23 protein-coding genes and 1 pseudogene are annotated in these 25,719 nt (G+C 58.4%); 10 read left to right on the forward strand and 14 right to left on the reverse strand.

The features are described from left to right. Positions 1 to 24: 24 nt before the first annotated feature. Positions 25 to 1,704, reverse strand: a complete 1,680-nt coding sequence (locus FY550_RS05765; RefSeq protein ID WP_070976534.1) for a peptidoglycan DD-metalloendopeptidase family protein — start codon at positions 1,702 to 1,704, stop codon at positions 25 to 27. A 737-nt stretch (positions 1,705 to 2,441) separates the two neighbouring features. On the opposite strand from FY550_RS05765, the gene FY550_RS05770 reads away from it, so the two are divergent. Both FY550_RS05770 and FY550_RS05775 read left to right on the forward strand, forming a co-directional pair. Continuing rightward, entirely contained in the window at positions 2,442 to 3,404 is a 963-nt protein-coding gene (locus FY550_RS05770) for a LysR family transcriptional regulator (protein WP_070976536.1), read from the forward strand. Between the two features lie 93 nt (positions 3,405 to 3,497). After that, a complete protein-coding gene (locus tag FY550_RS05775; RefSeq protein WP_070976539.1) occupies positions 3,498 to 4,502 on the forward strand; it encodes a glutathione S-transferase family protein in 1,005 nt (334 codons plus the stop codon). A gap of 168 nt (positions 4,503 to 4,670) precedes the next feature. On the opposite strand, the gene FY550_RS05780 is transcribed toward FY550_RS05775, so the two are convergent. Next, a complete protein-coding gene (locus FY550_RS05780) occupies positions 4,671 to 5,123 on the reverse strand; it encodes a YaiI/YqxD family protein (RefSeq protein ID WP_070976542.1) in 453 nt (150 codons plus the stop codon). A gap of 365 nt (positions 5,124 to 5,488) precedes the next feature. Here FY550_RS05780 and FY550_RS05785 point away from each other — a divergent pair, with 365 nt between their 5' ends. Further along, positions 5,489 to 7,186, forward strand: a complete 1,698-nt coding sequence (locus tag FY550_RS05785; RefSeq protein ID WP_070976544.1) for a DEAD/DEAH box helicase — start codon at positions 5,489 to 5,491, stop codon at positions 7,184 to 7,186. 71 nt (positions 7,187 to 7,257) lie between these two features. Here FY550_RS05785 and FY550_RS05790 read toward each other — a convergent pair whose 3' ends face one another. Further along, complete coding sequence (locus tag FY550_RS05790; RefSeq protein WP_168169275.1) at positions 7,258 to 7,794, reverse strand: DUF2147 domain-containing protein; 537 nt, start codon at positions 7,792 to 7,794, stop codon at positions 7,258 to 7,260. 147 nt (positions 7,795 to 7,941) lie between these two features. Here FY550_RS05790 and FY550_RS05795 point away from each other — a divergent pair, with 147 nt between their 5' ends. After that, positions 7,942 to 8,055, forward strand: a complete 114-nt coding sequence (locus FY550_RS05795) for a 30S ribosomal protein THX (protein ID WP_070976558.1) — start codon at positions 7,942 to 7,944, stop codon at positions 8,053 to 8,055. A 63-nt stretch (positions 8,056 to 8,118) separates the two neighbouring features. Here FY550_RS05795 and FY550_RS05800 read toward each other — a convergent pair whose 3' ends face one another. Together FY550_RS05800 and denD are read right to left on the reverse strand one after the other, a co-directional pair. Next, entirely contained in the window at positions 8,119 to 9,513 is a 1,395-nt protein-coding gene (locus FY550_RS05800) for a GntP family permease (protein ID WP_070976560.1), read from the reverse strand. 58 nt (positions 9,514 to 9,571) lie between these two features. Beyond that, positions 9,572 to 10,543 (reverse strand): D-erythronate dehydrogenase, encoded by a 972-nt coding sequence (gene denD, locus FY550_RS05805; protein WP_070976561.1) that lies wholly within the window; start codon positions 10,541 to 10,543, stop codon positions 9,572 to 9,574. Positions 10,544 to 10,718: 175 nt separating this feature from the next. On the opposite strand from denD, the gene FY550_RS05810 reads away from it, so the two are divergent. Continuing rightward, positions 10,719 to 11,471 (forward strand): FadR/GntR family transcriptional regulator, encoded by a 753-nt coding sequence (locus FY550_RS05810; protein ID WP_070976562.1) that lies wholly within the window; start codon positions 10,719 to 10,721, stop codon positions 11,469 to 11,471. A gap of 10 nt (positions 11,472 to 11,481) precedes the next feature. Continuing rightward, positions 11,482 to 12,282, forward strand: coding sequence for a 2-oxo-tetronate isomerase (gene otnI / locus FY550_RS05815; RefSeq protein WP_070976563.1), 801 nt, complete (start codon positions 11,482 to 11,484; stop codon positions 12,280 to 12,282). Between the two features lie 42 nt (positions 12,283 to 12,324). Here the strand turns inward: otnI and FY550_RS05820 are convergent, their stop codons facing one another. From FY550_RS05820 to FY550_RS05840, 5 genes and pseudogenes are all read right to left on the reverse strand, one after another. Next, on the reverse strand, positions 12,325 to 13,743 hold the full coding sequence (locus FY550_RS05820; protein ID WP_070976566.1) for an NAD(P)H-dependent oxidoreductase: 1,419 nt from the start codon (positions 13,741 to 13,743) through the stop codon (positions 12,325 to 12,327). A 25-nt stretch (positions 13,744 to 13,768) separates the two neighbouring features. Then, positions 13,769 to 15,276: pseudogene (locus tag FY550_RS05825) on the reverse strand (tripartite tricarboxylate transporter permease). Positions 15,277 to 15,336: 60 nt separating this feature from the next. Next, positions 15,337 to 15,828 carry a tripartite tricarboxylate transporter TctB family protein gene (locus tag FY550_RS05830; protein WP_070976570.1) on the reverse strand — a complete coding sequence of 164 codons (492 nt, stop codon included), beginning with the start codon at positions 15,826 to 15,828 and terminating at the stop codon, positions 15,337 to 15,339. Between the two features lie 50 nt (positions 15,829 to 15,878). Continuing rightward, a complete protein-coding gene (locus tag FY550_RS05835; RefSeq protein ID WP_070976573.1) occupies positions 15,879 to 16,862 on the reverse strand; it encodes a Bug family tripartite tricarboxylate transporter substrate binding protein in 984 nt (327 codons plus the stop codon). A 55-nt stretch (positions 16,863 to 16,917) separates the two neighbouring features. Continuing rightward, positions 16,918 to 17,958, reverse strand: coding sequence for a 4-hydroxythreonine-4-phosphate dehydrogenase PdxA (locus tag FY550_RS05840; protein ID WP_149054412.1), 1,041 nt, complete (start codon positions 17,956 to 17,958; stop codon positions 16,918 to 16,920). Positions 17,959 to 18,229: 271 nt separating this feature from the next. Between FY550_RS05840 and FY550_RS05845 the strand changes: the two genes are divergently transcribed. After that, complete coding sequence (locus tag FY550_RS05845) at positions 18,230 to 18,907, forward strand: GntR family transcriptional regulator (protein ID WP_070976584.1); 678 nt, start codon at positions 18,230 to 18,232, stop codon at positions 18,905 to 18,907. A 27-nt stretch (positions 18,908 to 18,934) separates the two neighbouring features. On the opposite strand, the gene FY550_RS05850 is transcribed toward FY550_RS05845, so the two are convergent. After that, positions 18,935 to 19,861 (reverse strand): SMP-30/gluconolactonase/LRE family protein, encoded by a 927-nt coding sequence (locus FY550_RS05850; protein WP_070976586.1) that lies wholly within the window; start codon positions 19,859 to 19,861, stop codon positions 18,935 to 18,937. Positions 19,862 to 20,050: 189 nt separating this feature from the next. Between FY550_RS05850 and nfi the strand changes: the two genes are divergently transcribed. Then, complete coding sequence (nfi, locus tag FY550_RS05855; protein WP_070977309.1) at positions 20,051 to 20,743, forward strand: deoxyribonuclease V; 693 nt, start codon at positions 20,051 to 20,053, stop codon at positions 20,741 to 20,743. 105 nt (positions 20,744 to 20,848) lie between these two features. On the opposite strand, the gene FY550_RS05860 is transcribed toward nfi, so the two are convergent. Next, positions 20,849 to 21,904 (reverse strand): alpha/beta fold hydrolase, encoded by a 1,056-nt coding sequence (locus FY550_RS05860; protein ID WP_084387942.1) that lies wholly within the window; start codon positions 21,902 to 21,904, stop codon positions 20,849 to 20,851. 398 nt (positions 21,905 to 22,302) lie between these two features. On the opposite strand from FY550_RS05860, the gene FY550_RS05865 reads away from it, so the two are divergent. After that, on the forward strand, positions 22,303 to 22,905 hold the full coding sequence (locus FY550_RS05865; protein WP_070976588.1) for a hypothetical protein: 603 nt from the start codon (positions 22,303 to 22,305) through the stop codon (positions 22,903 to 22,905). Positions 22,906 to 23,174: 269 nt separating this feature from the next. Continuing rightward, positions 23,175 to 24,476: a carbohydrate porin gene (locus FY550_RS05870; protein ID WP_168201479.1), complete on the forward strand. Its 1,302-nt coding sequence runs from the start codon at positions 23,175 to 23,177 to the stop codon at positions 24,474 to 24,476. Positions 24,477 to 24,525: 49 nt separating this feature from the next. On the opposite strand, the gene FY550_RS05875 is transcribed toward FY550_RS05870, so the two are convergent. Further along, positions 24,526 to 24,987, reverse strand: coding sequence for a very short patch repair endonuclease (locus FY550_RS05875; RefSeq protein ID WP_084387945.1), 462 nt, complete (start codon positions 24,985 to 24,987; stop codon positions 24,526 to 24,528). Between the two features lie 92 nt (positions 24,988 to 25,079). Beyond that, positions 25,080 to 25,709 (reverse strand): helix-turn-helix domain-containing protein, encoded by a 630-nt coding sequence (locus tag FY550_RS05880; protein ID WP_325062977.1) that lies wholly within the window; start codon positions 25,707 to 25,709, stop codon positions 25,080 to 25,082. Between the last annotated feature and the right edge of the window lie 10 nt (positions 25,710 to 25,719).

Genomic DNA, 25,719 nt, shown 5'->3' on the forward strand with positions numbered 1-25,719 from the left:
ATGACGTTCAGGTAGCGAGTAGCTTCAGGAGCCGTTTTCATCGCCGGACTTGTCGTCAACATGAGCAACAGCGCGGCTGTTATCAGCGTTATCCAGCTTGGCCAACAGCGGCTCGGCCTGGCGCTTGAAACTGGCAAGTGCCTTGCCTGACAGGTTGTCACCATCCGGCAACTTGACCCGCATGGCATTAACGGGGCCATTGCTGGTGCGGATTTCATAGTGCAGGTGGGCGCCGGTGCTGCGTCCGGTATTGCCTGACAGGGCAATTTTTTCATTCATGGTGACGGCTTCGCCCTTGTGCACCAGAGCCTTGCTGAGATGCAGATAGCGGGTCTTGAAGCCGTTGGGATGCTGGATCACGATGTAATTGCCCGCCAGTGGATGATGGCCAACACGAATGACTCGTCCATCGGCAGGCGCGCGCACGGTGGTACCGGCCGGCATGGCAAAGTCGGTTCCCAGATGCGGGCTGATGCGACCTGTAATGGGGTGATGACGACGCAGGTTGAATGGGGAGCTGATACGGTAGTGCCCCTTGAAGGGGTATCGATTGAAGGCCGGATCGAGCCCCTTGCCATTGGGGGTATAGAAATGATCGTTGTGGCGGATCACGGTAAGATCGCTGTTGTCGCCTTCATAATGCGCCGCCAGAATGCGCGAATCATAAGCCTTGCCATCGACCATGTCAGACTCGACCACGACCTGGAAGTGATCCCCCTGGCGAGCCTGTCGACGAAAATTGATCTTCTTGGACAGCACTTCGGTCAGTTCGGCGACCTCGGCGTTGCTCATGCCGGTGGAAAGGGCCGATAACCCGAAGCTGCCTTCAACGGTGCCGGCAAACAGTCGCTGTGTGGCCTGACTGGCGCGCTGAATGTCGGAAACGGCAAACGCTTCTCCTGCCTGGTCCCGCTGAAACAGATACCCCTTGCGGGAGTCCTTCATGACCCGCAGCGCCAGCAGTTGTCCCTGCTCGTTGACCTTGTAATCAAGGCTGTTGCCCACCCGCAGCCGGGTCAGGGCCTTGCGATCCGGCGCCTTGTCGAGTAGCGCCAGGACTTCGCTGTACCCCAGGCCAAGACTACGCTCGGCCAGGTCGGTAAAGGTATCCCCCTTCTGAATGGTATAGCTCTGCCATTGCGGGACATACTGCTCGTCGGAGGCGATCTCATCTGAAAGTGACAGCGGATCATCGCTATCGTCGAGATCCACCGGATCCGCCGATATGCCGCCATTCAGATCTGCCCCTGAGGCTTCACTCAGGTGGGCAGCTGCGGCAATGGCAGGCCGCACCAGGGGCTGTCCTGTTCGAGCAGTCGGTGTTTCGAGAGTGCGGGGCAGTACCGAATAAGCATAAATCGGTGTGAGCTGCTGATCTCCGGATTCGGCATTTCCTGCCTTCTGTTCGGAAATGGCGCGAGCTGCCGCATTGCTGGCTTCGGGGGTAATGGCAGCTGACCGGGAAGTACCCGCGACTACCAGCGCTGCAGCGACATCAGGTTGCGGCGCATCATTTATCGAAAGCGGCGATGTAACTTGTGTATCAGCCAGCGCATTGGAAATGGGGACTTCCAGTTGTGTTTGCTCGGAAGTCTGATGGAAGGATTCTAGTGCCTGATGCGCGCCCAGCACGGTAACCATGGTCGTAACGGGTAAAAGTAACAATTTGTGAGTGCGGGGCAGCGAACGAATGATTCGCAACATTGTGGTAAAGGCCTGTACAAGAATTATGATGACAATTTAAAAAGGCCTGCTCACCTTACCCCAATACCCGTATGCTGCAAAGCCTTAAAAGGCGGTAATAAGCCTTGCCATTTCAAGTTGCTGTTCATGAAAATTCCTCTTTTTCAGCATGTGGCGATGACCTTGAAAGCGAAATGTTCCCCATGACATGCCAGATGTGGTGAAAGGGCGCAGAGCCTGTGCTCAGGCCGTTCATGAGTTGATAACAGGATATTTTTCGAGCTGCTTTGGGTTGTGTTCAGGGCGATGGCGAGGCGGAAATACGTCAGCTTGCCTGGCAGGATATTCATTTACGTGCCATGGCACTGGTGTAAAGTCGGTCTGTTGAATACAAGAGGAAAGTACAGGTCAGTAGCATTGTGAGTGCCTGTTACTATTACTTTTCAGAGAAGTTTAAGTATTATCAGTGTGCGCTTTGTTGCACTGCATCCTGAAATACGTTTTAACCAGACGTTACATTTTCCGGGTGAACCCGAGCGATAATTTACCGGACATGTGCGCTGGCATGGCGGCTTCTTTTGATAAGTCGTTTCACCGTACTCACAAAATGGGGCCGGAATACCGTTGTCCGCGATGTAGTACAGGCATAACAGGGGCAACAGTTTCGCTGCCCATACGGGTATGTCATGTTGCCAACGGATAGAATGACGCTGGCTGACCGAGACGAATCCTGCAGGTGGCGCTCAAGTGAGAGAGACATGACGCGTTCCAGAGTAACCCTGGCGCAGTGGCAGATGCTGGCGGCTGTGGTCGATCACGGTGGTTTTGCCCGAGCGGCTGAGGTCATACACAAGAGTCCTTCCACAATCAATCATGCTGTTCACAAGCTTTCCGAACAGCTGGGCGTTCAGCTGCTGGAAACCCGCGGTCGTCGGGTCGTACCCACCGAAGCCGGCAGTATGTTGCTGAGACGGGCGCGTCAGCTGCTGGAGGGCGCCGAGGCCATTGAATCCGTAGCCGGCAGTCTGGCAAGAGGACTGGAAGCCGAAATTGCCCTGGCGGTTGATCAGATATTTCCGCATCAGGCGCTTTTTCAGGCGCTTTCGGCATTTTCCCATGATTACATTCACCCCCGGATACAGCTTCATGAATGTGTGCTCAATGGGGGCGTTGAGTTATTACAGGCCGGCCGTGCCGATCTGTTGATCAGTGGAGTCAGCGTTCCTGGCTTTCTTGGTGAACCGCTCACCCGGGTGCGTTTCATGGCCGTAGCGCATCCCGGGCACGCCTTGCACCAGTTGGGGCGTGAGCTCGATTTACGTGACCTTCGCCACTATCGCCAGATTGTCATTCGCGACTCCGCTCAATATCAGAGCAGCGATCATGGCTGGCTGAGAGCCGAACAGCGCTGGACGGTTTCGCATGTGGCTACCGCTCTGGAAATGCTGGTCGAAGGGATGGGGTTTGCCTGGGTCTCCGAAACCCGGTTGCATCATTATTTCGAAACCGGGCAGCTCCGACCTTTACCCTTGCGAGCCGGTGCAGTACGCGAGGTGCCTTTGCAGCTCTATTTTCGCGATGCCGATGGTGCAGGTCCGGCGGCTCGGGCATTGGCACAATCCTTGCGCGAGTCGGTAGAAGCGTGCCCGGCGCTTCAACGTCAAGTGACAGGTCATGATGACACTGCGTCAGTATCGTTGGAGCGTCATTCGGCCACGTAATCGGATTCGCCCGGCACAATGGAGCGCCGGCAGCTATCATCGGGGGACCGAACGGTGCAGCAGCATCGTGCAGCATGAGTACGGGAGAAGATGATGGGACTTCTGATCGACGGAGAGTGGTTCGATCGCAATTACGACACCAAAAGTCATGGTGGTGAATTCATTCGTGAGTCCGCAAAACTTCGCGACTGGATTACGCGGGGTGGTGAGCCCGGTCCCGAAGGCCAACCCGGTATTCCTGCCGAGGCCGGACGTTTTCATCTTTATGTGTCTCTCGCCTGCCCCTGGGCCCATCGAGCCCTGATCATGCGGCGGCTCAAGGGCCTTGAAGAATTGATTGGCGTCTCGGTCACCAGTCCCTACATGCTTGATGAGGGCTGGACCTACCGTCTTGAAGAGGGCTCGAGTGGCGATCCCATCAATGGTGTGCAGCGCCACTATCAGCTTTATACCCTGACCGATCCGCACTACACCGGGCGCACTACGGTGCCGGCACTGTGGGACCGCAAGCAGGGAAAGATCGTCAATAATGAGTCCGCTGATCTGGTGCGAATGTTCAACACGGCCTTCGATCATCTGACCGGTAATCGACTGGATTTCTATCCCGAGTCGTTGCGCGGGGAAATCGACCGCATCAACGCACGGGTGTATGACGACATCAATAACGGGGTCTACAAGACCGGCTTCGCCACTGAGCAGAGTGTTTACGAGCAGCATTTCATGAAGCTGTTCGAAGCACTGGACTGGCTGGAAACGTTACTGGCGGAACGACGTTATCTGGCCGGTGAATATCTGACGGAAGCCGATATACGCTTGTTTACCACTCTGGTCCGATTCGATGCCGTTTATCACGGGCACTTCAAGTGCAATCTGCGTCGCATCGAAGACTATCCTCATCTTTCCGGCTATCTGCGTGAACTCTATCAATGGCCCGGTGTGAGCGAGACCGTCAACTTCTCACACATCAAACGGCACTACTATGGCAGCCATCGGGCCATCAACCCGACCGGTATTGTCCCGCGAGGTCCCCGGCTCGATCTTGAGCGCCCCCATGCGCGTGACCATCTGCCCGGTGCCGGTATCATGAGTTACGCCTGACCGGATAAAGCCGCTTCAGCGCCTGAGCGTGTCGAGAAAATTCATGTCGATAATGGCCATCGGATGGGAGAGGGCGCGAGTGCTGTATATACCCTCCATGGCCAATACCCATCGCTCAGGCCTGCGCCCGGGGCTTTCGCAGTGATTGGGTATTCTAACTGCACTGATTCAATGGCTCAGTTGCGTCAGGGTACGATCAAAGGCATTGGCAAATTCGCGTACATCACGGCTTGTCAGCGCTGCCGGGCCACCAGTGTGCTCGCCACTGGCCCGCAGGGTTTCCATGAAATCGCGCATGTTCAATCTTGCCCGGATATTATCGGCATCCAGTGTTTCGCCGCGTGAAGTCAGCACCCGGGCACCGCCTTCGATGGCTTCGAGTGCCAGCGGCAGATCCGAGGTGATGACCAGATCACCCGCCGTCAGTCGTTCGATGATCAGTTTATCGGCAGCATCGGCGCCACCCGGCACCGAAAGCTGGCGAATATGAGGTGAACGCGGCAGGGGCAGGGCGTGGTTGGCGACGAAACAGGCGGTCAGGGCGCTGCGTGTAGCGCCGCGCACGATGATGTCGCGGATGCTGCGTGGACAGGCGTCGGCGTCGACCCAGAGCGTTGTCACAGGAAGTTCCTTGATCGGTCCGATTGGGGAAGTCAATAAGATAAAGGTCTGCAGGAAGCAAAAGTGTGTGCTAGGATAGCACTCCTTGCATGTGAAGACCTGCCATCCTGCTGAATCGCCCCCCATGAATTGCCGCTGCGATGGGGACGATTTTCCCTAGGCGCCAGCTGCGCCAAGACGCATAGATGGAGTGCACCGGTAACAGACCGGCGCGCGCATGGTCGCCACACGCTTCGATGATCGACCGCCAGCTTCGGCGGAACATCTTCAACTGAGTGCGACCCGATCGGCCATCGGCAGTGATTCAACTGCCTTGCCGATCAGACATTTTCCACCGGCCTTCAGGCCGGCCCATAAGGTGTGACATGACCTCGACTTCCGCTGCCTCGCCGAACTTCGGCGACATGGCACTGCTGCCTGCCGTGCTCGAATCTCTTGATGCACTGGGTTACGAAACCCCTTCGCCCATTCAGGCACGCACCATTCCTTCTCTGCTGGAGGGCCGTGATCTGCTGGGACAGGCCCAGACCGGCACCGGCAAGACGGCTGCCTTTGCGCTGCCGCTGCTTTCTCGACTCGAACTGGACCGGCGTGAGGTTCAGGTACTGGTTCTGGCGCCGACTCGCGAACTGGCTCAACAGGTGGCCGTGGCTTTTGGGCGCTATGGCCAGAATCTCAAGGGGCTGGAAGTCGTTACCCTTTGTGGGGGGCAGGACTATCGCGAGCAGTTGCGCGGTCTCAAGCGAGGCGGCCAGGTGGTTGTGGGTACGCCCGGCCGTGTCATTGATCACCTGGATCGTGGTTCGCTCACGCTCGAAGGCCTGAATGCCATGGTGCTGGATGAAGCCGACGAGATGCTCCGCATGGGCTTCATCGATGACGTCAAGCGCGTTCTCGAAGATACGCCGACTGATGCGCAGCGTGTATTCTTCTCGGCTACCCTGCCGCCGGAGATTACACGCATCGTCAGCCGCTTCCTGGTGGAGCCGGAGACGGTTCAGATCGAAACCAAGGCGGCTACGACCACCATCGAGCAGCGCCTCTGCCGTGTCGAAGGTCCGGCCAAGACAGAAGCATTGGCACGTATTCTGGAAGTCGAACCGGTCGATGCCGCCATCGTCTTCGTGCGTACCCGTGCCGCCTGTACGACCCTGGTCGATCAGCTGACCGCTCGTGGTGTCGCGGCTGCAGCGCTTTCCGGCGATCTTGATCAGAGCCTGCGCGAGCGCACTGTAATGCGACTCAAGAAAGGCAAGGTCGATGTGCTGGTAGCGACCGATGTGGCCGCTCGTGGTCTCGATGTGCCGCGTATTACGCATGTCATCAACTACGACATGCCTCACGATAATGAAGCCTACATTCACCGTATCGGCCGTACCGGCCGTGCCGGTCGCGAAGGCGTTGCGATCACCTTTGCCGGTGGCCGCGAAGCTCGCCGCGTACGCTGGCTCGAGCAGGCGACCGGGCAGCGCATCGAGAACATGGAGCTGCCGGATGAAAATGCCATCCGCAGCCATCGTGCCGAGCGTTTCAAGGCACGCGCAGCAGAAGCTCTCGAGCGCGGGGCCGACGATCAGCGTGAACTGGTCGAATCGTTGATCGAGCAGGGTTTTGATCCGGTCGATCTGGCCTGTGTGTTCGCCTCCATGGCGCGTGCCGATGAGCCGGCGATTCAGGCGATGCCCAAACCCGGACGCGGTAACGATCGTGATCGGGGTGAGCGTGGCAATCGTGATGGCAAGCCACAGCGTCGCCGTGCCACGCCGCCGGCCGAGGGCATGACGCGCTATCGGGTAGCCGTGGGCCACAATGAAGGCGTCAAACCCGGTCAGCTGGTCGGTGCGCTGGCCAACGAGGGGGGCATTGAAGGGGCGCGTATCGGTCGTATCGATATCCGTCAGTCGCACAGTCTCGTTGATCTGCCCAGTAGCCTGCCGTCTTCGATTCTGGCCAAGATGGCCCGTGCCCGGGTTGGTGGGCGGACGCTGGATATCAGCGAAGACCAGGGGCGTCCGGAGCGCCGCCGAGGTGAAGCGCCGGAGCGTCGTCAGCGCGCATCCTGATTGCTTTTCGCCTGCCGAGCAGGCAAGCAGTCCATCAGCAGCCGGTGCCCTTCAAGGCACCGGCTGTTTTTTCAGGGTCCTTTGTTGCCGTTGTCATTGTGATGCAGCATTTCCGGATCACGACGCTGCCAGGTCTGGGTCTTGCCGAGTAACGAGAGGCCGATAAATCCCCGGCCACTGAGTGTCTGGCCATCCGGACTGACGGTCGCCTTGAAGTCGTAGATCTTGCCGCTATCGGGGTCGAGGATCTTGCCGTTGCGGTAATGCCCCGCCTCGTTGCCATCTTCCAGATTCCAGATGATCTCCATGCCGACAATCGGCTGATTATGTCGCGGCCCACTACATTCGCTACAACGCTTGTCAGGATCGGTACCCGATTTGAGCAGTCTGACCACCGTCCCGGTGTAATGGCCGTGATAACCCTCGATCCGCACCAGCGCCTCCGGATGCCCGTGACTGCTGTCGGCTTCCCATAAGCCGGTGATATCGCGGGAGGAGGAAGAGGGTTGTTCGGTGGCCGCCGCTAATGGTGGCAAACAGGCAATCAGGCTCGACAGGGCAGCAAGGAGAGTGAGTCGGGCTCTGGCCCGGGATGAGTGTCTCGGCATTGGCACCTCCGGCAGGACGGAATTCATGCTGGTTCAGCATAATCATCCGACCTGACGGCCTCCAGTGATTCGGCAGAGATGGAAAAGATCTGCCAGGCTGTGGCACTGTGACTTACCATCGACCGATATATCGCAAGGAGGTATGACATGGCCAAGGGAGATCGTCGCAGTAAACGGGGCAAGATCTGGCTGGGCACTTTCGGCCGTCGCCGACCGAAAACGCTGCGTCAGAAGCGCCGTCGGCTTCAGCGCGTCGCCTGACGGCCGTCGCCTTTGATACAACGACGCCTCCCGCTCGGGAGGCGTCGTTGTATCCGGATGAGGTTAACCGACAATGGCGTTGACCATCAGCAGGGTGACCAGGGCTGTCGCCCATCCCAGCGTAGTTGGGATCGACATGACCAGCAGTTGATGGCGAGCATTGCGTACCCCCAGCATTCGATTGACTACCCAGAAGTAACTGTCGTTGAAGTAGCTGAAAAAGAGCCCGCCCAGGCAGGCCGCCTGAGCAGCGAGCACCATGTTGACATCCGGCATTGAAGAGAGAATCGGTGCAGAGATGGAGGCACCGGTGATCATCGACACCGTACCACTACCCTGAACGAACCGTACCAGGGTGGCGATGATGAAGGGAATCAGCACCGCCGGCAGTGCCAATGAAGCGATATGCTGGCCAATGTAGTCGCCGGCACCACTTGCCCGCAGTACTGCACCCAGCGCGCCGCCTGCGCCCGTTACCAGCAGGATAATGCCTGCGCTTTCCACGCCCTTCTCGAGATGGCGCAGCACCTCGTCGCGCGGCATTTTCGGTACCAGACCGTACACGGCGGTCAGTACGCCGATACCCACCGCAATGACCGGATCACCGAAGAACAGAATCAGCTGTACTGCAAAGGCTGGATCAGGATTGGCGTCGCTGCCGGCACCGGTTATGGCACTGATAACAGTATTGAGGAAGATCAGTGCGATGGGGAGCGCGATCGGCATGACCGAGCGTGTTAGTGGCGGCAGCTCGCTCTCCGAAAGCTGACGGGGCGCCGATTCGGGGTCCTGATCGAGCGCATCGTCACTCTCGGCCCGTATCCTGGCCTCGATGCGCGGGCCCATGAGGCGTGCATAAATCACCATCACGATCAGTGCCGGGGCGGTAAAGACCAATCCCCAGGCGATCATCAGCCCGATATCGACCCCAAAGATACCGGCCACGCCCAATGGACCCGGCGTTGGTGGCACGGCACTATGCGTAACCGCCAGTCCCGAGGCCAATGCGATCCCCAGGGCAATCACCGAACGCCCACTGTTGCGCGCCAACGCCCGGACCAGCGGATTGAGGATGACGTAGGCCGAATCGCAGAAAATCGGGATTGAGACGATATAGCCCGTCAATGCCATCGCCCAATCCTCGCGGCCCTTGCCCAGCATGCGCAAAATGGCGTATGCCATGCGCTGCCCGGCACCCGACACCTCGAGAATACGGCCCATCATGACGCCGAAACCGATCACAAGGCCGATGGTAGAGAGCGTCTTGCCAAAGCCGGTAGTGATGGCATCGATGACCTGATTGGGTGGCATGCCACCAATGATGCCGGCAATGGACGCGGCGATGATCAGAGCCAGCAAGGCATGGACCCTGGTACGCAGTACCAGCACGATCATGATGAAAATGGCTACCCCCAGGCCAATGATGACCTGAGGGCCGGCAATTGCGGTATCCGTCATGACAGGCTAACTCCCGACAGTCTTGTCAGCGGGGACGATCGGAGCACGGTCGTTCGGTTTATGGTGTGGTGTGACCCGTTTCTTCGAGATGAGCACGCACCACGGCATCGAAATCGGCATCGGCTTCGAGCCCCAGCGCCTGGGCGCGGTGGGTTTCAAGGGCGCCGGGCCAGCTGGCAGCGATTGCCTCAATGGTGGGGTCGCGCTCGAAACGGACTCGTTGTCGCGCCTCGCTGCCGACCTGACGCTCCAGCGCGTTCAGCATTTCCTCAACGGTGACCGTTAGCCCGGGCAGGTTGAAGGTGCGCCATGAATAGTTATCCAGTTGCTCCGGGGTGAGTTGCAGGGCACGTTGAAGATTGGTCACTACGGCGCGTGGCGAAGAGAGCCAAAGGGGGAGATCGGCGGCGACCGGACAGATGGCCTCTTCACCCGCTACGGGTTCACGAATGATTGAACTGGCAAATGATGAGGCGGCCCGATTGGGTCGACCGGGACGCACGACCACCGTGGGCAGGCGACATACTCGACCATCGACGAAACCGCGCCGACTGTAGTCGTTGACCAGCAGTTCCCCGATCGCTTTCTGAATGCCATAGGAAGAGCGTGGCTCGGGGGCAACATTTTCCGGTACCGGTTCGCTCTCCGGGGGACCGAATACAGCCAGTGAGCTGGCAAACAAAAAGCGGATGCGCTGGGGGTGAGCCCGGCACTGCTCCAGCAGGGCGCGAGTAGCATCAAGATTGATGCGCATGCCGAGTTCGAATTCGGCTTCGGCCTGGGAACTGACCACGGCAGCCAGATGGCAGACTGCCATGGTGTCTTCCGTCAGGGCTTGTTTGATCAGGGCTGGATCGCTGATATCACCGGTCAGCGAGGTAACCCGATCATCATCGACAGGGCAGGGCGCAAGATCGATGGAAGTGATCCGTGAAACGGGCAGGGTATCCGTGGCCGTGGCGGGATCGAGCAGGCTCTGGATCAGACGGGCACCGACAAAACCGGCGCCACCGGTAACCACCACATGCATGAGCGGGTCTCCTGAGAAAAAGATGCCGGCGCTACCTTTTATGTGGCATGCGCCGATTGGTTGATGGCAAACACCGATCAGGATCGGTTGTAATGTTGTCAGGCAAATTTCTTTTGCAGGCAATCCCGCCATTGGTCTGTGAGACGATGGTGGAGGATCGGTAAGGAAGCTACACATGAGCGAGCATTCGCAGCCGACACGCGCCCCGCACCTGGCCGAACAGGTCGCCCGACAGTTGACCCGGTCGATCCATGCCGGGGAGTGGCGCCAGGGCCAGCGTCTACCCACGGAGGCGGCATTGGGGGAGCGTTTCGGGATCAGTCGACCGGTGGTGCGCGAAGCGATCTCGATGCTGCGCAACGCCGGCCTGGTCATGTCGCGTCGAGGCAGTGGCAGTTTCGTGACTGAATCGCCGACCGTGACGTTGCATATGCCGCTGCCTTCGGCCTCGCTGAGTTCAGTCATTCGTTTGCTGGAACTGCGGCGGGCGCTGGAGGTTGAGGCTGCCCGCCTGGCTGCCATCCGCCGAACACCGGCTCAGCTACGCCGCATTCGCAATGCCGTGGTCGAAATTGATGAGGCGGTCGAGGCCGGTGATACCGGTGTCGATCAGGACATGGCCTTTCATCGTTCGATCGCCGAAGCCTGTGGCAATGAGCATTTCACTGCCGTGATTGATTTCCATAACCGCTTTCTGCATCACGCCATCACTCTGACGCGTACCAACGAGGCACGGCGCACGGTCTTCATGACCCAGGTCATGGCGGAACACGACGACATCGTGACTGCGATCGGTCGCAGTGATCCTGACGCAGCGGCGCAGGCCGTCAGCCGGCATCTCGATAATGCCGAGTGGCGGCTGAGTCAGGCGCCGGCCGATCTGCTCGAACAGGCCGGTTTCGCATCCTCCCCCACCTCCGATCAGTGAGGAGTCTGCCATGCCCCGTTTCGCTGCAAATCTGAGTCTGATGTTCAACGAAGTGCCGTTCATGGAACGCTTTGCCTCGGCCGCCGAACAAGGGTTTCGGGGGGTGGAATATCTGTTTCCGTATGCCTTCGAGCCAGCTGCTATCGCTGCTGAACTCAGGCGACATCGGCTGCAGCAGGTGCTGTTCAATTTGCCTCCGGGCGATTGGGAAGCGGGAGAGCGTGGCATTGCTGCGTTGCCCGGACGCGAAGCCGAGTTTCGCGCCAGTGTTGATACGGCGCTGCACTACGCCGAGGTGCTGGAGTGCCGGCAACTGCATATCATGGCAGGCGTCGCGCCCGAGCCGGCACAGAGGCAGGTGATGCATGAGTGTTGGCTGGAAAATCTTGCCTGGGCAGCACCACGGCTCGAGAGTGCGGGCATCACGCTATTGATAGAAGCCATCAACCACCGCGATATGCCAGGCTATCTGATCAATTATCAGCAGCAGGCCCGGGACGCCATAGAGATGCTGGGCGCGCCCAACATCCGTATGCAGATGGACTTCTATCACGCCCAGATCATGGAAGGTGATCTGTGGCAAAGCTGGCAGCAGCATCGCAATCAGGTTGGGCATCTACAGGTAGCGAGTGTGCCGGAACGTCATGAACCGGACAGTGGCGAGGTCAATTATCCCTGGCTGTTTGAGCAGCTCGACCAGGCCGGTTACTCCGGCTGGATCGGCTGTGAATACCGGCCCTGGCATGAAACCTCGGCCGGTCTGAAATGGTTCGAGCGCTGGCGAGAGCAACAATGGGACAGCTGGCAGTGATGACGGTGGGGCTTTGAGCAGCTGGTACGACTGCCTGATGGATCAGGCGCCGCCTCCAGCTGTTGTAATGATGGCCTCGGGCAGACCCATGGCATCCTGCTGAAGGCGCAGACGCCAGAGCATGGCGGATTCATCGAGGATGATGTCATCAACCCTGATCGGCTCACCGGCACGCACCGCTCGTGACAGTTGTCGATTGGCCGCCAGATAGTAGGGCAGGGCGCTGTCGCCGGCGAGTCGTGTACCCGGCAACAGCAATGCGCCGACATCGTCGATCGAGTGATGATGACCATGAGCGGTCAGTTCGGTGCCAGCGGGCAGGTCGCGTTCGGCGACAGCGATCAGGTCGAAACGGGGTAGTGGTTGAAGAGCGCCACTGGGTATGCCTCGACGTGTGACTTCAAGCAGGCTGGTAGCCGCTTCGAGGCCAAGCAGATGACGTGGCAGCACCAGAGTGGCAGTTCGGCCGTCACGGCTGACCAAATGTCCCTTTTCGGCGAGTATCTGCCAGCTCTCCCGGTCGTGACACTGCACGGTCACGAAAACGCCGCCAGCGAGGCTGAACTCGTCAGGTCGGCGCAGGCAGTGAAAGACATCAAGTCGACGGCTACCACTGAACAGTCCCCCCAGTGCACGCTCCCGAAAGAGTTCGGCTACTTCACTGATCCGGGCAATTGGGCAGTGTAGTGCTGGTATATCGGGATCGAAATCGGTGGCATTGGCGACGAGGGCCAGCTCACACAGATCAGGCACAGCACGCTGCGGCAGGGCCCGGGCTTGCTCGGCGCGCTGTGCTGTGCGCATTACCGGATCTCCCCGCAGATGCCAGAGTGCATCGAAGCCCGGTACGCCAATGGTGCGACCGTTGCTGGTCAGGGTCGAAGCGCCTTCATCGAAGATGAAGTCGTATTCGCTGGCCTTGCCGGCGCCGATAATGTCGAGTCCGAGCGTTTCGGCCCAGCTGACCAATCCGATCAACAGGCTGGGCTGATCGCCATCGACCGGCGTCACCAGACAGCCCCGGTCGCGCGCCATTCGAGCCAGCCCCGGGCCAATGACACTGTCGACTTCCTTGGATACCAGCGCCAGATGACAGCCGGCCTCGATGGCCTGAATGGCGTGGCAAGCGCCAGCTTCGGGGTGGCCGGTAGCTTCGACGACCACATGCAGGGGGAGTTCCAGCACGTTTTCCAGTCGGTCAGTAGCGATCCACTGCCCGGCCCGCCAGGCGCGTCTGGCCTGAGCCGGGGAGTGGCAGATGCGAATGTTGCCTTCATCGATGCCAGCTTCGATGAAAGCCCGGGCGGCAGCCTCGGCATCGATATCCACAGCGATACGAATATCCAGTGCCGGTATACGCTGGCCTTGCAGGATAAAACTGCGGCCGAAGCCTCCGGCACCGATTACGCAGATATGCACAGGATCGGATGTGCTCGAATCGAGATAGTGGTGCAGGTTCACGGTAGTGGCTCCCGAACAGGATCGATTACTTGTGAGTGACGCCTGGTGGGAGGCTGCTGCGTCGCCGGAAACCACGTAGACCGATCCAGCGAGAGATCAGCGGCCAGATCAGCATGAAAACACCCAGTCCCATGATGGTGCTGACCAGGGGATTGGACCAGAATACGCTCAGCGCGCCCTGCGACATCATCATTGACTGGCGGAACGCCTCTTCTGCCCGGTTTCCCAGTACCATCGCCAGCACCAGCGGCGCGACCGGGTAATCGAGTTTCTTGAACAGGTAGCCGAGCAGGGCGAAGCCGAGTACCAGCCACATGTCGAAGGTCGAGTTGGCGACCTGGTAAACGCCGGTGAAGATCACCGCGATTATGATCGGGCCGATAATGGCGAAGGGCACCCGCAGGATCGAGGCGTAGAGCGGGACCGTAGCGAGTACCAGGATGACCGCTACCACATTGCCCAGGTACATGCTGGCGATCAGCCCCCAGACGAAGTCCGGGCGGGTGATGAACAGCATCGGTCCCGGTGTCAGGCCCCAGATCATCAGGCCGCCCATCATCACCGCTGCGGTGGCCGAGCCGGGCACGCCCAGTGCCAGCATCGGCAGCAGTGCAGAAGTGCCCGCAGAGTGATCGGCTGCTTCAGGTGAAACGATGCCCTGCGGCTCGCCCTTGCCGAAGCGTTCGGGATGTTTCGAGAAGCGTTTGGCGATGCCATGGCTCATGAACGAGGCTGCCGTGGGGCCAGCGGGGGTAATACCCATCCAGATGCCGATCACGATGCTACGGATCAGCGACAGCCAGTAGCGCGGCATTTCGGCAATGGTACGCAGTACATCGCTGACACGAATACGGGTCTTGATTCCCTTGAAGTTCAGCCCTTCCTCGGTGGTGACCATCAGCTCGGCGATGCCGAACAGACCCATCACTGCGACCAGAAAGCTGATGCCCTTGACCAGGTCCGGAATACCAAAGGTCAGTCGCAGCCCGCCCGACATGGTGTCCATGCCAACGGTGGCGAAGGCCAGTCCCAGCATCATGGACACCAGGGTTTTGGAGGGAGCGCTGGAGCTCATGCCGATGAAGCTGGCGAAGGCGAGGAAATAAACGGCGAAATACTCCGGCGAGGAGAACTGGAGCCCGAACTGTGCCACCCAGCCGGAGAGCAGGGTGATCATCACCACCCCGGAGAGGGCGCCCAGCGCAGCGGCAGTAAAGGCCAGTGTCAGTGCTCGGGTGGCCTGGCCATTGCGGGCCATGGGGTAGCCATCGAAGGTGGTAGCGACTGAAGAGGGCTCACCGGGGATATTGAACAGGATCGAGTGGTCGACCCGCCGAACAGCGCGCCCCAGTACATGCAACTGAGCAGAATGATGGCTGACACCGGATCCATGGTGAAGGTCAGCGGTAGCAGCAGGGAGACGCCATTGGGCGCACCCAGGCCAGGCAGGACCCCGACCAGCACGCCGAGCAGTACGCCTACCACCATGATCGCGATGTGATAACCGCTCAATACAGTGGCAAAGCCGTCCATCAGATAGGCCAGATTGTCCACGCGACTTCCTCCTTCGGCACCGAGCGTCGTCAGTGATGCTCAGTAGATGCCAAGCCAGCCTTCGAGCGGGCCCTTGAGCAGCGGCACCTGGAAAGCCAGTTCGAAGATCAGATAGAAACTGACGCTGACGGCGATGCCGGTAAGCGCCGCGATCCACCATGCGTAGCGACCCTGCAGTCGCATCGCGAACAGCACGTAAAGCGTGGTGCCGACATAAAGACCCAGCAGCACCGAAACCACGGCGAAACCAATGACCGGCAGTGCGAATCGACTCAGTGAACGCGTCCTGGCGCGATCCAGAAAGACATCGTCGCGATGGCGCTGTTGAATCAGGGTGCGCAGCAGATTGATGACGCTACCGGCCACGATCAGCAGACCGATGTAGAAGGGGAAGTAGCCCGAGGCCGGTGCGTTGTTCTCCCAGCCGATACCGACCTGCCAGGCCCCTGCGCATACCATGACCCCGATAACGCCGGTCAGCACAGCGGTCATGATTTCCATGCTGTAGCGAGAAAGCGAGCCCTTTTCCATGTCAGCCTCCCGGAGTGACAGGCGGGTGCCCGCAGGCACCCGCAAGTGGGTCAGTTGACGCTCCAGCCTTCCTGTTTGAAGACTTTTGTCACTTTGGCGGTGTTATCGGCGATGTACTGTTGGAGTTGCTTGCCCGACATGAAATCGCTGGTTTGTACGGTCTTCTCGGTATAAGCCTGCCATTCGGGAGTCTGGCTGACCTTTTGCAACAGCTCCCGATAGAAAGTAACCGCCTCTTCAGGGGCGCCTGCCGGCAGCCAGACGGTGCGCGGCATACGGTATTCACTGATGGGGATGCCTTGTGACTGGCAGGTGGGGATATCACCCCAGCCCTTGTCATCATGTACCGGTTCACCCCTGGGCAGCGGCTCGGGGCTGAATACGCATAGCGGTTTCACCATGCCGGCCTGCCATTGGCCGAGGTTTTCGTTGGGATTGTTGACGTTGGCATCGACATGCCCGCCGGCGAGCTGTACCAGTGCCTGACTGCCACCATTGAAAGGGACATAGCGAAATTCGGCCCCGGTTTCTTCGGCAATCATGCTAACCAGTGTCTGATCGGTATCCTTTGACTGACTGCCGGCAAACTGCAGCTTGCCGGGTTGCTGTTTTGCTGCAGCAATGAAGTCGCTGGCACTCTGGTAAGGGGCCTTGCCGTTGACCCAGATCAGGAACTCATCGAGCGCCATGGCGGCCACGGGCTGCAGATCGCTGGCCTTGTAGGGCATCTTGCCGACTTCGGGCAGCAGGTATTCGTTGTTGGTGCCGAAAGTGAGCTTGTAGGGATCGTTCTTCGATGCAGCGGAGTAGACAAACCCTTCGGCGCCGCTGCCACCACCCTTGTTGGTGACGATGATGGAGGCATCCATCAGATCATGTTTGGCGATGATCGACTGCACGGTACGCGCGAAGGTATCAGTACCGCCTCCGGGGCCCGACGTAACCACAAATTCCACCGGCCGCGAGGGCTGCCAGGCCATGGCGGCAGCCGAGACGGTCATGGCCGCGCCGAGCAGGGTGAGTTGACGAATCATGAGCGTGTCCTCTGAATGATTGCCTTTTTCATGGCAGACGACGGATGGCGACTGTTCAGTGCGTTGCCTGGGTCCGGGTCTGTTTGCTTTGCTCCGCCATACGGGCGGCCAGCAACAGCGCCTGACGGGAAGCTCCGATATCGGCGCGGCCCTGTCCGGCGATGTCATAGGCGGTACCATGAGCGGGCGTACAGATTGGAAAGGGCAGGCCACCGAGCATGGTGACGCCACTGTCGAAGCCCATCATCTTCATGGCGATCTGACCCTGGTCGTGGTACATGGTCAGTACGGCGTGGAATCCCTCCCTTATGGCTCTCAGGAACACGGTATCGGCAGGGAAGGGGCCCTCCACTTGCCAACCCCTGGCCCGGGCGCGCTCCACGGCTGGCGCGATAATGTCGATCTCCTCGCGACCGAAGCTGCCCCCATCGCCAGCGTGCGGGTTGAGTCCGGCCACGGCGATGCGCGGTTCACCGATGCCGGATTGCTCGAGACAGGTACGGGTCAGCGCCAGCTCATCGACGATGCGTTCCTCGCTGAGCAGTGATGCTACCTGTGCCAGAGGTACATGCGATGTCACCCGGGCATTCCAGATGTTTTCGAGCACATTGAATTCGCGGGCCTTGCCGGTAAAACCGAGGACATCGGCGACGAAGCGAATTTCATCGTCGTAATCGGGCCATGCGTAGCGCATGGCCTGTTTGTTGAAGGGCGTAAAACAGACTGCGTCAGCGTGACCGTCACGAGCCATCTCCAGAGCACGCCGGAAGTTCTGGGTAGCGAATGCGCCTCCAGCCGGTGTGGCATGGCCCTGCTTGACATCTTCGGGCGCCAGATGTGCCAGATCGAGCATCACGGCACCGTGCGCCGGGAGTTGTTCTTCAAGAGGTGGAATATCGAGCGTCACCCCTGCAACGCTGGCACCTTTCTCGAGGATACGGCGATCGCCGATGATGACCAGGCGAGCGGCCTCGAGCACGATGGAGTCTTTTGCCAGTCTTGCGGTCAGTTCCGGACTGATGCCCGCCGGATCTCCCATGGCCAGTGCAATGATCGGGCATCTTTTGGCGTGCTGTGTCTGCATCTGATAGGCCATGTTCAATCCTCATTGAGCGCCTCGGGGGAGCCGCTGTCATGAGAAGAGATTGCACCTGTCCGAATAATGTATACATTATACAAAGGTATGGAGATGGCCTCTGCCAGCCCTGGTGAGTACTTCGGCATAGTGGCGCCGTGGTTCGTGATAACCGCTTCTGTTTCAGGAGTAGAAAGTTTATTTCCACCGACCATTATTCTGTTCGACCATGGGGTTTGCAGAGGCGACCCCTTCAGAGCAGTAGCGTGAATGACATGACCTGGATGAGCGCATGAAACAGAACGGATCAGACCCGGCCGGCGGTACCGGTACCATTGCACGTTACTCGCTGCACGATGCCATCGTCGGCAGGTTGCGTGACATGATCATCGAAGGTGAACTGACGCCCGGCGAGCGCATCTATGAGGGACCGCTGTGCGAGAAGCTGGGCGTATCACGTACTCCACTGCGCGAGGCGTTGCGTTTTCTGGCCAGTGAAGGGCTGGTAGAGCTGACGCCCAATCGTGGCGCCTCGGTACGCCGTTTCAGCGCGCGCGATGTCGAAGACATGCTGGTGGTCATTCGGGCGATGGAGGAACTGGCCGGCCGGCTGGTCTGTGAACAGGCCAGCGATGAAGAGATTGCCGAACTCCGGATACTGCATGACACCATGCTGGAACATTATCGTGCCGGTAATCGACTGGAGTACTACAAGACCAATCAGCTCATTCATATCACCCTGGTGCGGCTATCGCACAACGAGTCGCTGATTCAGGCGCATGCCGGATTGCACTCGAGACTCAAGCGAATTCGCTTTATCGGTCACTCCGGGCCGGAAAAATGGGCGGCTGCTGTCGCCGAGCACCAGGAAATGATCGATGCCCTGGAAGCCAGAGACTGCCATGCACTGATCGATGCACTGGGACGGCATCTGGCCAATGCATGGCTGCGAGTCAAGGATCAGGTCTGATTTTATACCGTTATCTTCATCTGATGCCTACGGATTGTTTCTGGTCAATACACTACAGCCTCGGACATTGAGATAAATGGCATAGAGTGACGTAGTAGCACAGATGAAGAGACGATTACGCTGCTGTCCGCCAAAGGTGACATTGGCAATGGCTTCAGGCACATGGATACGCCCCAGCAGAGTGGCATCAGGCGCATAACAATGAACCCCGCCGCCACTGCTCGACCAGAGATTGCCGTGGGTATCGATACGAAAACCATCGAACAGGCCGTAGTCACACTCGGCGAAGATTTCCCCATCCTTCAGGGTGTGATCGTCCTGAACCCGGAAACGACGAATATGATGTGGCCCATCAACATGGTGAGTGGCGCCGGTATCGGCAATGTAGAGCCACTGTTCGTCCGGTGAAAAAGCCAGCCCGTTGGGTTTGTCGAAGTCATCGGCTACGCGGGTCAGAGTGCCATCTACGCCAAGTCGGTAGACGTGACAATCCATTTCGGCATCACGCAGTCCGCCTTCATAGTCGCTATCGATGCCATAACTGGGATCGGTAAACCAGATCGAGCCATCGGATTTCACCACGACATCATTGGGTGAATTGAAGCGTTTGCCTTCGAAACGATCGGCGAGCACGGTGAGACTGCCATCGTGCTCGGTACGAGTCACACTGCGACTATGGTGTTCGCAACTGATCAGGCGACCTTCGCGATCCAGCGTATTGCCATTGCTGAAGCGTGCAGGCTGACGGAAGACACTGACCCGCTGATCGGTCTCGTCAAAGCGCAGCATGCGATCATTGGGGATGTCGGAAAACAACAGATAGCGTCCGGCCGGGATATACACCGGCCCTTCACACCAGCGCCCCCCACTCCAGAGATGCTCGAGCTGAGTATTGGGCAGAATCAGTCGGGTAAAGCGTTCATCCTCGATGGTAAAGATATCCGGATATTTCATGTGCCTGGATCCATTGGCTGGTGAATGTTTCCAGTCTCGTCAGTCGGAGCGGATAACGTCATTACGACCAAGGTGGCAGCGGCCCGGTATGCTGATCAGCCAATTTCACTGTCGGGCTCCGGCATTTGCAGCGAATAAAATCGCTCTCATTCGACTACGCTGCGGGAGCAAACGGTGACGCGAGGCATCATGAGTATCAATTTCCGAGAGCTGCACGACTGGACCGTTGATCCCGAGACGGCCATTGGCCTGCAGCATCAACTGGCACCAAACATCATTCGGGAAGGTGAGCCCGAACACGTTGAACATATTGCTGGCGTGGATATTGGCTTCGAAGACGAGGGTGCGACCACTCGCGCCGTGATCGTGCTGATGCACTGGCCTTCGCTGGAGATCGTCGAGCAGGTCATTCATCGCGAAGCGACCCGCATGCCTTATGTGCCGGGGCTTTTGTCATTCCGTGAACTGCCGGCGGCAATCGGTGCCTTCAAGCGCCTGGAAGGTACGCCTCAACTGGTGATGGTGGACGGCATGGGCATCGCACATCCGCGCCGGCTGGGAATCGCCGCCCATCTCGGTTTATGGCTGGAGCTGCCGACCATCGGTGTTGGCAAGAGTCGATTATGTGGACGCCACGAACCGGTGGCCGAGGAGAAGGGCGCGCGTACGCCGCTGGTCGATCGTAGTGAAACCATTGGGATGGTGCTGCGTACCCGGGAGCGGGTGAAACCTCTCTATATTTCAACCGGACATCGGATCGGATTGGATAATGCGGTTGAATGGGTCATGTGCTGTCTGACTCGCTACAAACTGCCCGAGCCGACCCGGCAGGCCGACCGACTGGCTTCCCGACGTACCCGGGCCCTGCGTAACGACAGCTGATATACGGATGACGTATACGCCAACCGACCGTCAGAGCATAACGGTCTGATCCTGACAGAAGCGGTGAGCGGGCAGCGTCCAGGCGCCGCTGCCCGTCGAGCCGCATCACTGTCCGTCGATTTCCTGAAGCTCTTCCAGACCACGGAAAAGGGCCTGATGAAACTCTTCCGGCGCCTGAATCTGGGGGGAGTGGCCGAGCTCCGGAAACTGGATCAGCAAAGCGTGAGGAATGCGGCTGGCTATTTCCGGCCCCAGCTGGTCATAGTGCCCCAGTTGCTGTTGTACCTCAGGGGGTGAGAAAGCCTTGCCAATGGCGGTGTTGTCCTGATCACCGATCATCAGCAGGGTAGGCACCTGCAGCTGGTTAAACTCGTGGACGATCGGCTGGGTATAAATCATTTCGTAGGTCTTTGCCTGACTCCAGGCGTTGATGAATTTGCCTTCTCCCCGATACATGCCGGCCTGCATCTGTACCCACTTGTCGTAGCGTGGCTGCCACTCGTCGGCATAATAGGTACTTTTCTGGTAATTGCGGATACCTTTGGCGCTGGTCCTGCGAGTGCTTTCGAACCACTGATCCACGGTGTGATAGGGCACTCCCTTGGCCTTCCAGTCCTCCAGCCCGATGGGATCGACCAGCACCAGTTGCTCGGTGGTGTCGGGGTACATCAGAGCATATCGGGTAGCCAGCATACCGCCCATCGAATGCCCCATGATGGTGGCACGTTCGATATCCAGCTGGTTCAGCAATGCATGCGTATTACGGGCCAATTGATGCAGGCTGTACTGATAGTGTTCTGGCTTGCTGGATTTGCAAAAACCGATCTGATCCGGGGCGATGACACGATAACCACGCTGGGTCAGCGCCTCGATAGTGCCTTCCCAGGTGGCGCCGCAGAAGTTCTTGCCATGCAGTAGTACGGCGGTGCGTCCGTTGGCTTCGCCCTGCGGTGCCACATCCATATAGGCCATTTCCAGCTGCTGGCGCTGGCTTTTGAAGCGGTAGAACTGCACATTGTGAGGATAGGAAAAGCCCTCCAGACGAGGCCCATAGACCGGCTCGGCATCGCTGGCTGCTGAATCGCCATCAGCGGCCAGGGTCTGCAGAGGTAGGCAGAGCATGCAGACCAGCACTGCCCGATACCATGATGAAACCTGCATCACTGACTCCTGTTTCAGATTTTGAACTCAGTCTGGTCGAGCGCCGCCGGAAAGGGTAACGACCGATAGGATTATTAAGCCTGCATGAAGCTCAGTCACGAGGACATGACGGAATGCGGCTATGCCATGCTGATAGCCTGAAGACCTGGCTACACTCGAGTCAGTACATTGATTTTGAAGTAGGTAGTGGGCGATGAAGCCGGGGCCGCGGTATCCATCCGGTTCGGGTCGAACTTCGCAATGAGCAAGACGAGACACTGGCCATGGGTGTGGGGGCGTTTCGGCCTTCCTGGCAGTCGAACAACAGGCAATGAGTTTTACAGCACTGACGACAGCTCGGTGCTCTGGCATGATCGCTCTCGTTTGAATCTTCGCAGCAGCCAAAGGGACTGGACAGCATGCAAAAACGCAGTATCGGCGATTTCTTCTGGACAATCGCGCTCTGGCTTGTCATTGGTGCACTGGTGCAGTGGCTGATGCAGGGATATCAGGTCTCGGGGCAGGAAGCTTCGGGGTTGCAGAACGCCATGGGGCAGGCCGCGGCAGGTGATATTGGTTCCGGTGATGATAGCAAAAGCGGATTGACGACCTACTGGAATGCGCTGGTGGTTGTCGCCCTGTTTTTCAGCGTGCTGGCATTTCTCATGCGTGATCTGCTCCGGGAGAATCCGGTGGCGCGCCTCTCTCGTGTGATCGGTGTCCGGCTGCTGGGCACGACGTTTGATATCGGCCTGTTTGCCCTGGGGGGGACCCTGTTCCTGCTATGGGGTACTCCTGCCGAGCAGTCGACAGTACCGCAATGGCAGGCACTGTTCATCGGCATTGGACTGCCATGGTTCATTGCCATTCTGGCGGTGCTGGGGGCCATTCAGGCATTGCTGAAATACAGTCGAGCATCGCTACTTGATATCCCGGCTCTGGAATTCAGGCCCATGGCTCGGATAGGGCTCTATCTCGGGTTGATGGTGTTGCTGGCTCTGGTGGCCTGGCTGGCGATCTGACGCTGTTTGATGTCCGTATGTCGTGCCCATATCGGGCATGACACTGTGCCGGGATGTGCATATATCTACATCCCGGCATGCCCCTCCTGAGACGCGCAATCCCGCTCATGGAGGCTGAGAGCCGCTCGATGATGGCTCGAAGCTTCATTACGGTTTTCTTATCCTATCGTCTAATGGCGATTGTTTTAGGCCAAAGATCGAAAGAAAATGGTGTTTCTGAATCCTGTCTGAATTGCTGGCGGGGTAAAACACACGTTCAAGGGGTAGACATGAAAACCTACAGCAAGGGGTGCTGCGGTGTACTGGCAATCGGCATGCTGGCTGCCGGGACACAGGCACACGCGGCGTCAGCCTTTGACCCCAACGGTGATTACATGTTCGGTGACTGGGGGGGCGCTCGGTCGAATCTGGCTGATCAGGGCGTGACCTTCAATCTGAAATACATTTCCGAGTCGGCTTACAATCTCGATGGCGGCTACCGGCATGACCATACTGCCAGGTATGCCGACCAATGGACGGCAGGGGTCAACTTCGATCTCGACAAGCTGGCCGGAATTCCGGATGCCCAGTTTCAGATCACGTTGACGGATCGCAACGGCGATAATCTGACCAATGATCGTCTGGTCAATCCGAACGATGGGGCCATTTCCTCGGTTCAGGAAGTCTACGGTCGCGGCAATGTTGTTCGACTGACCCAATTCTGGTTCAAGCAGAAACTGGACGATGGTCGGTTCAGCTACAAGCTGGGACGTATTCCGGTGGGCGACGATTTCGCCGTATACAACAGCGAGTTTCAGAATCTCTATCTCGGCAGTGGTGAGCCTGGCAATCAGAATGGGGGGATCTGGTATAACTGGCCTGTTTCACAGTGGGCAGCGGTGGGTCGCTGGAACCCGACCGATCAGTACTATGCCCAGCTCGGCGTGTTCAATCTCAATCCGCAGAATACCGATCCTGATCGTCACCTCGACATCTATCACGACGATGGTACGACCGGCACGCTGATCCCGGCCGAAATAGGCTGGACGCCCAAACTGGGTAGTGAAGGTTTACCCGGAGCCTATCGTCTTGGCGGCTATTACAGTACCGCTGATGCGACTGATTACAGTGCTGATCCTGCCGACGAGTCGACCAATGATGAACGTTATGGTCTCTACTACGTGATCGATCAGCAGGTGACAGCGCGAGACGGCAATATCAATCGCGGTCTCAGCGTGTTCAGTCTGGGTGGCTGGAATGACGATGATTCTTCCTATATCCAGCGTTATATCTCCGGTGGCCTGACCTACAAGGGGCCCTTCGATGCTCGGCCGCAGGATGAAATCGGCTGGGGGCTGGCTTATGCCAAGGTCAATGATGATTACAATGACTATCAGCGTGCTGTCGCCAGAGCCGGTAATACGCCCCTGCCTTCACAGGGTGAAGAATACGACACCGAACTCTACTATTCGATTCATCTTGCCAACTGGTTCAAGCTGCGTCCGAATCTGCAATACGTCGTCCATCCCGGAGGTAACTCCGATACGGATAATGCCTGGGTAGCAGGTGCCTCGGTATTGGCCACCTTCTGATTATCAGGGTCAGGTAGCGACCAGCATTCGACCTGCTGTTCGCACCCCGTCAGCGTTTGCGCTGGCGGGGTGGTTCAGTCGGCCATTCTTCGATCTCCGCCCCCGCTTCAATCAGCGGCAGTATCTCGTATAGATACTCGGTGCCGTGGCGCAAGCCACACTCCCAGATCACGACCACTCGCCAGCCGAGTTCCAGCAACCTTTGCTGCTGACGGCGATCGCGTTGCACATTGCCTTCCAGCTTGTCCTGCCAGAACTGTTTGCGGGTAGCGGGTGAGGTGGCATAGAAACAGCCGTCATGACGATGCCAGAAACACCCATGTACGAACAGGGCACAGCGATAGCGCGGCAGGACCAGATCGGGCCGCCCCGGCAGATCGCGACGATGAAGTCGAAAGCGATAGCCGCAGGCGTGCAGATAGCGTCTGACCATCAACTCCGGCTGGGTATCACGGCCCTTGATGCCAGCCATCATGCGGGAACGGGTAACGGGATCGACAATATCAACCAAGGTTGTAGCAACTACACCGGGGAAGTGGAAAGATCACGTTCAGTGTAGACGGTTGTGATGATGTCTCTGTGCATTGATTATCGGGAAATCCGCTAGGCAGGCAGAGATTCGAAATGCCAGATCGCTCTGAGACGAGCATAAAAGCGAATTTCTGCAGCGGATTGTGTCAGTTTCTGCCGTTGTTCGTCCTGCAGAATCATTTCATGAGGGTCGGGACTCTCTACATGACGGATGGTCAAAAGCCGACGCTGCTCGAGCAGATAAAGCCCTTCGTCCTGAAACCCTGTACAACTTTCGGCCAGCATGAAATTACCTGGACCGCAAAAGGGAAAATGGCTGTCAGGATCCGGAATCAACAGGTGATCGCCAAGCTTGCGCAGCGCTTCGGGTAGAAAACTGCGCGCCAGTTGGCTGATTGGAGGCTTGTCAGCCCGCAGTGAATCAGGCGAATGATCAAATACGAACATGGGCAGGGACTGATAGTCCGTGCCCATGCGAGTGTCTTCGACACGATACTCCTGCTGCCCCAGCAGTTGGGTAATATTGCACCCCAGCGCCCGGGCCAGCGGTTGCAGCCGCGAGTGACCAATACGCCGTATGATGCCGTTTTCCCAGTAGGAAATGGTGACGTCCGAGACGCCAACTCGCCGAGCCAACGCAGCCTTGCTGAGCCCCGCCTGCTCCCGGAAGCTGCGTATGCGGGCACCTAGCTCATTCATCATCCACTCTCTC

The sequence above is a fragment of the Kushneria phosphatilytica genome, assembly GCF_008247605.1.
Classification (GTDB): Bacteria; Pseudomonadota; Gammaproteobacteria; order Pseudomonadales; family Halomonadaceae; genus Kushneria; species Kushneria phosphatilytica.

Bases quoted from the DNA above. Each gene is read 5' to 3' on its own strand.
- FY550_RS05870 (WP_168201479.1), top strand. From the start codon at position 23,175: ATGAAAACCTACAGCAAGGGGTGCTGCGGTGTACTGGCAATCGGCATG.
- FY550_RS05860 (WP_084387942.1), bottom strand. From the start codon at position 21,904: ATGCAGGTTTCATCATGGTATCGGGCAGTGCTGGTCTGCATGCTCTGC.
- FY550_RS05830 (WP_070976570.1), bottom strand. From the start codon at position 15,828: ATGGAAAAGGGCTCGCTTTCTCGCTACAGCATGGAAATCATGACCGCT.
- FY550_RS05785 (WP_070976544.1), top strand. From the start codon at position 5,489: ATGACCTCGACTTCCGCTGCCTCGCCGAACTTCGGCGACATGGCACTG.
- FY550_RS05835 (WP_070976573.1), bottom strand. From the start codon at position 16,862: ATGATTCGTCAACTCACCCTGCTCGGCGCGGCCATGACCGTCTCGGCT.
- FY550_RS05790 (WP_168169275.1), bottom strand. From the start codon at position 7,794: ATGCCGAGACACTCATCCCGGGCCAGAGCCCGACTCACTCTCCTTGCT.
- FY550_RS05880 (WP_325062977.1), bottom strand. From the start codon at position 25,709: ATGATGAATGAGCTAGGTGCCCGCATACGCAGCTTCCGGGAGCAGGCG.
- FY550_RS05850 (WP_070976586.1), bottom strand. From the start codon at position 19,861: ATGAAATATCCGGATATCTTTACCATCGAGGATGAACGCTTTACCCGA.
- FY550_RS05810 (WP_070976562.1), top strand. From the start codon at position 10,719: ATGAGCGAGCATTCGCAGCCGACACGCGCCCCGCACCTGGCCGAACAG.
- FY550_RS05775 (WP_070976539.1), top strand. From the start codon at position 3,498: ATGGGACTTCTGATCGACGGAGAGTGGTTCGATCGCAATTACGACACC.
- FY550_RS05800 (WP_070976560.1), bottom strand. From the start codon at position 9,513: ATGACGGATACCGCAATTGCCGGCCCTCAGGTCATCATTGGCCTGGGG.
- denD (WP_070976561.1), bottom strand. From the start codon at position 10,543: ATGCATGTGGTGGTTACCGGTGGCGCCGGTTTTGTCGGTGCCCGTCTG.
- FY550_RS05865 (WP_070976588.1), top strand. From the start codon at position 22,303: ATGCAAAAACGCAGTATCGGCGATTTCTTCTGGACAATCGCGCTCTGG.
- FY550_RS05770 (WP_070976536.1), top strand. From the start codon at position 2,442: ATGACGCGTTCCAGAGTAACCCTGGCGCAGTGGCAGATGCTGGCGGCT.
- nfi (WP_070977309.1), top strand. From the start codon at position 20,051: ATGAGTATCAATTTCCGAGAGCTGCACGACTGGACCGTTGATCCCGAG.
- FY550_RS05795 (WP_070976558.1), top strand. From the start codon at position 7,942: ATGGCCAAGGGAGATCGTCGCAGTAAACGGGGCAAGATCTGGCTGGGC.
- FY550_RS05765 (WP_070976534.1), bottom strand. From the start codon at position 1,704: ATGTTGCGAATCATTCGTTCGCTGCCCCGCACTCACAAATTGTTACTT.
- FY550_RS05845 (WP_070976584.1), top strand. From the start codon at position 18,230: ATGAAACAGAACGGATCAGACCCGGCCGGCGGTACCGGTACCATTGCA.
- FY550_RS05840 (WP_149054412.1), bottom strand. From the start codon at position 17,958: ATGGCCTATCAGATGCAGACACAGCACGCCAAAAGATGCCCGATCATT.
- otnI (WP_070976563.1), top strand. From the start codon at position 11,482: ATGCCCCGTTTCGCTGCAAATCTGAGTCTGATGTTCAACGAAGTGCCG.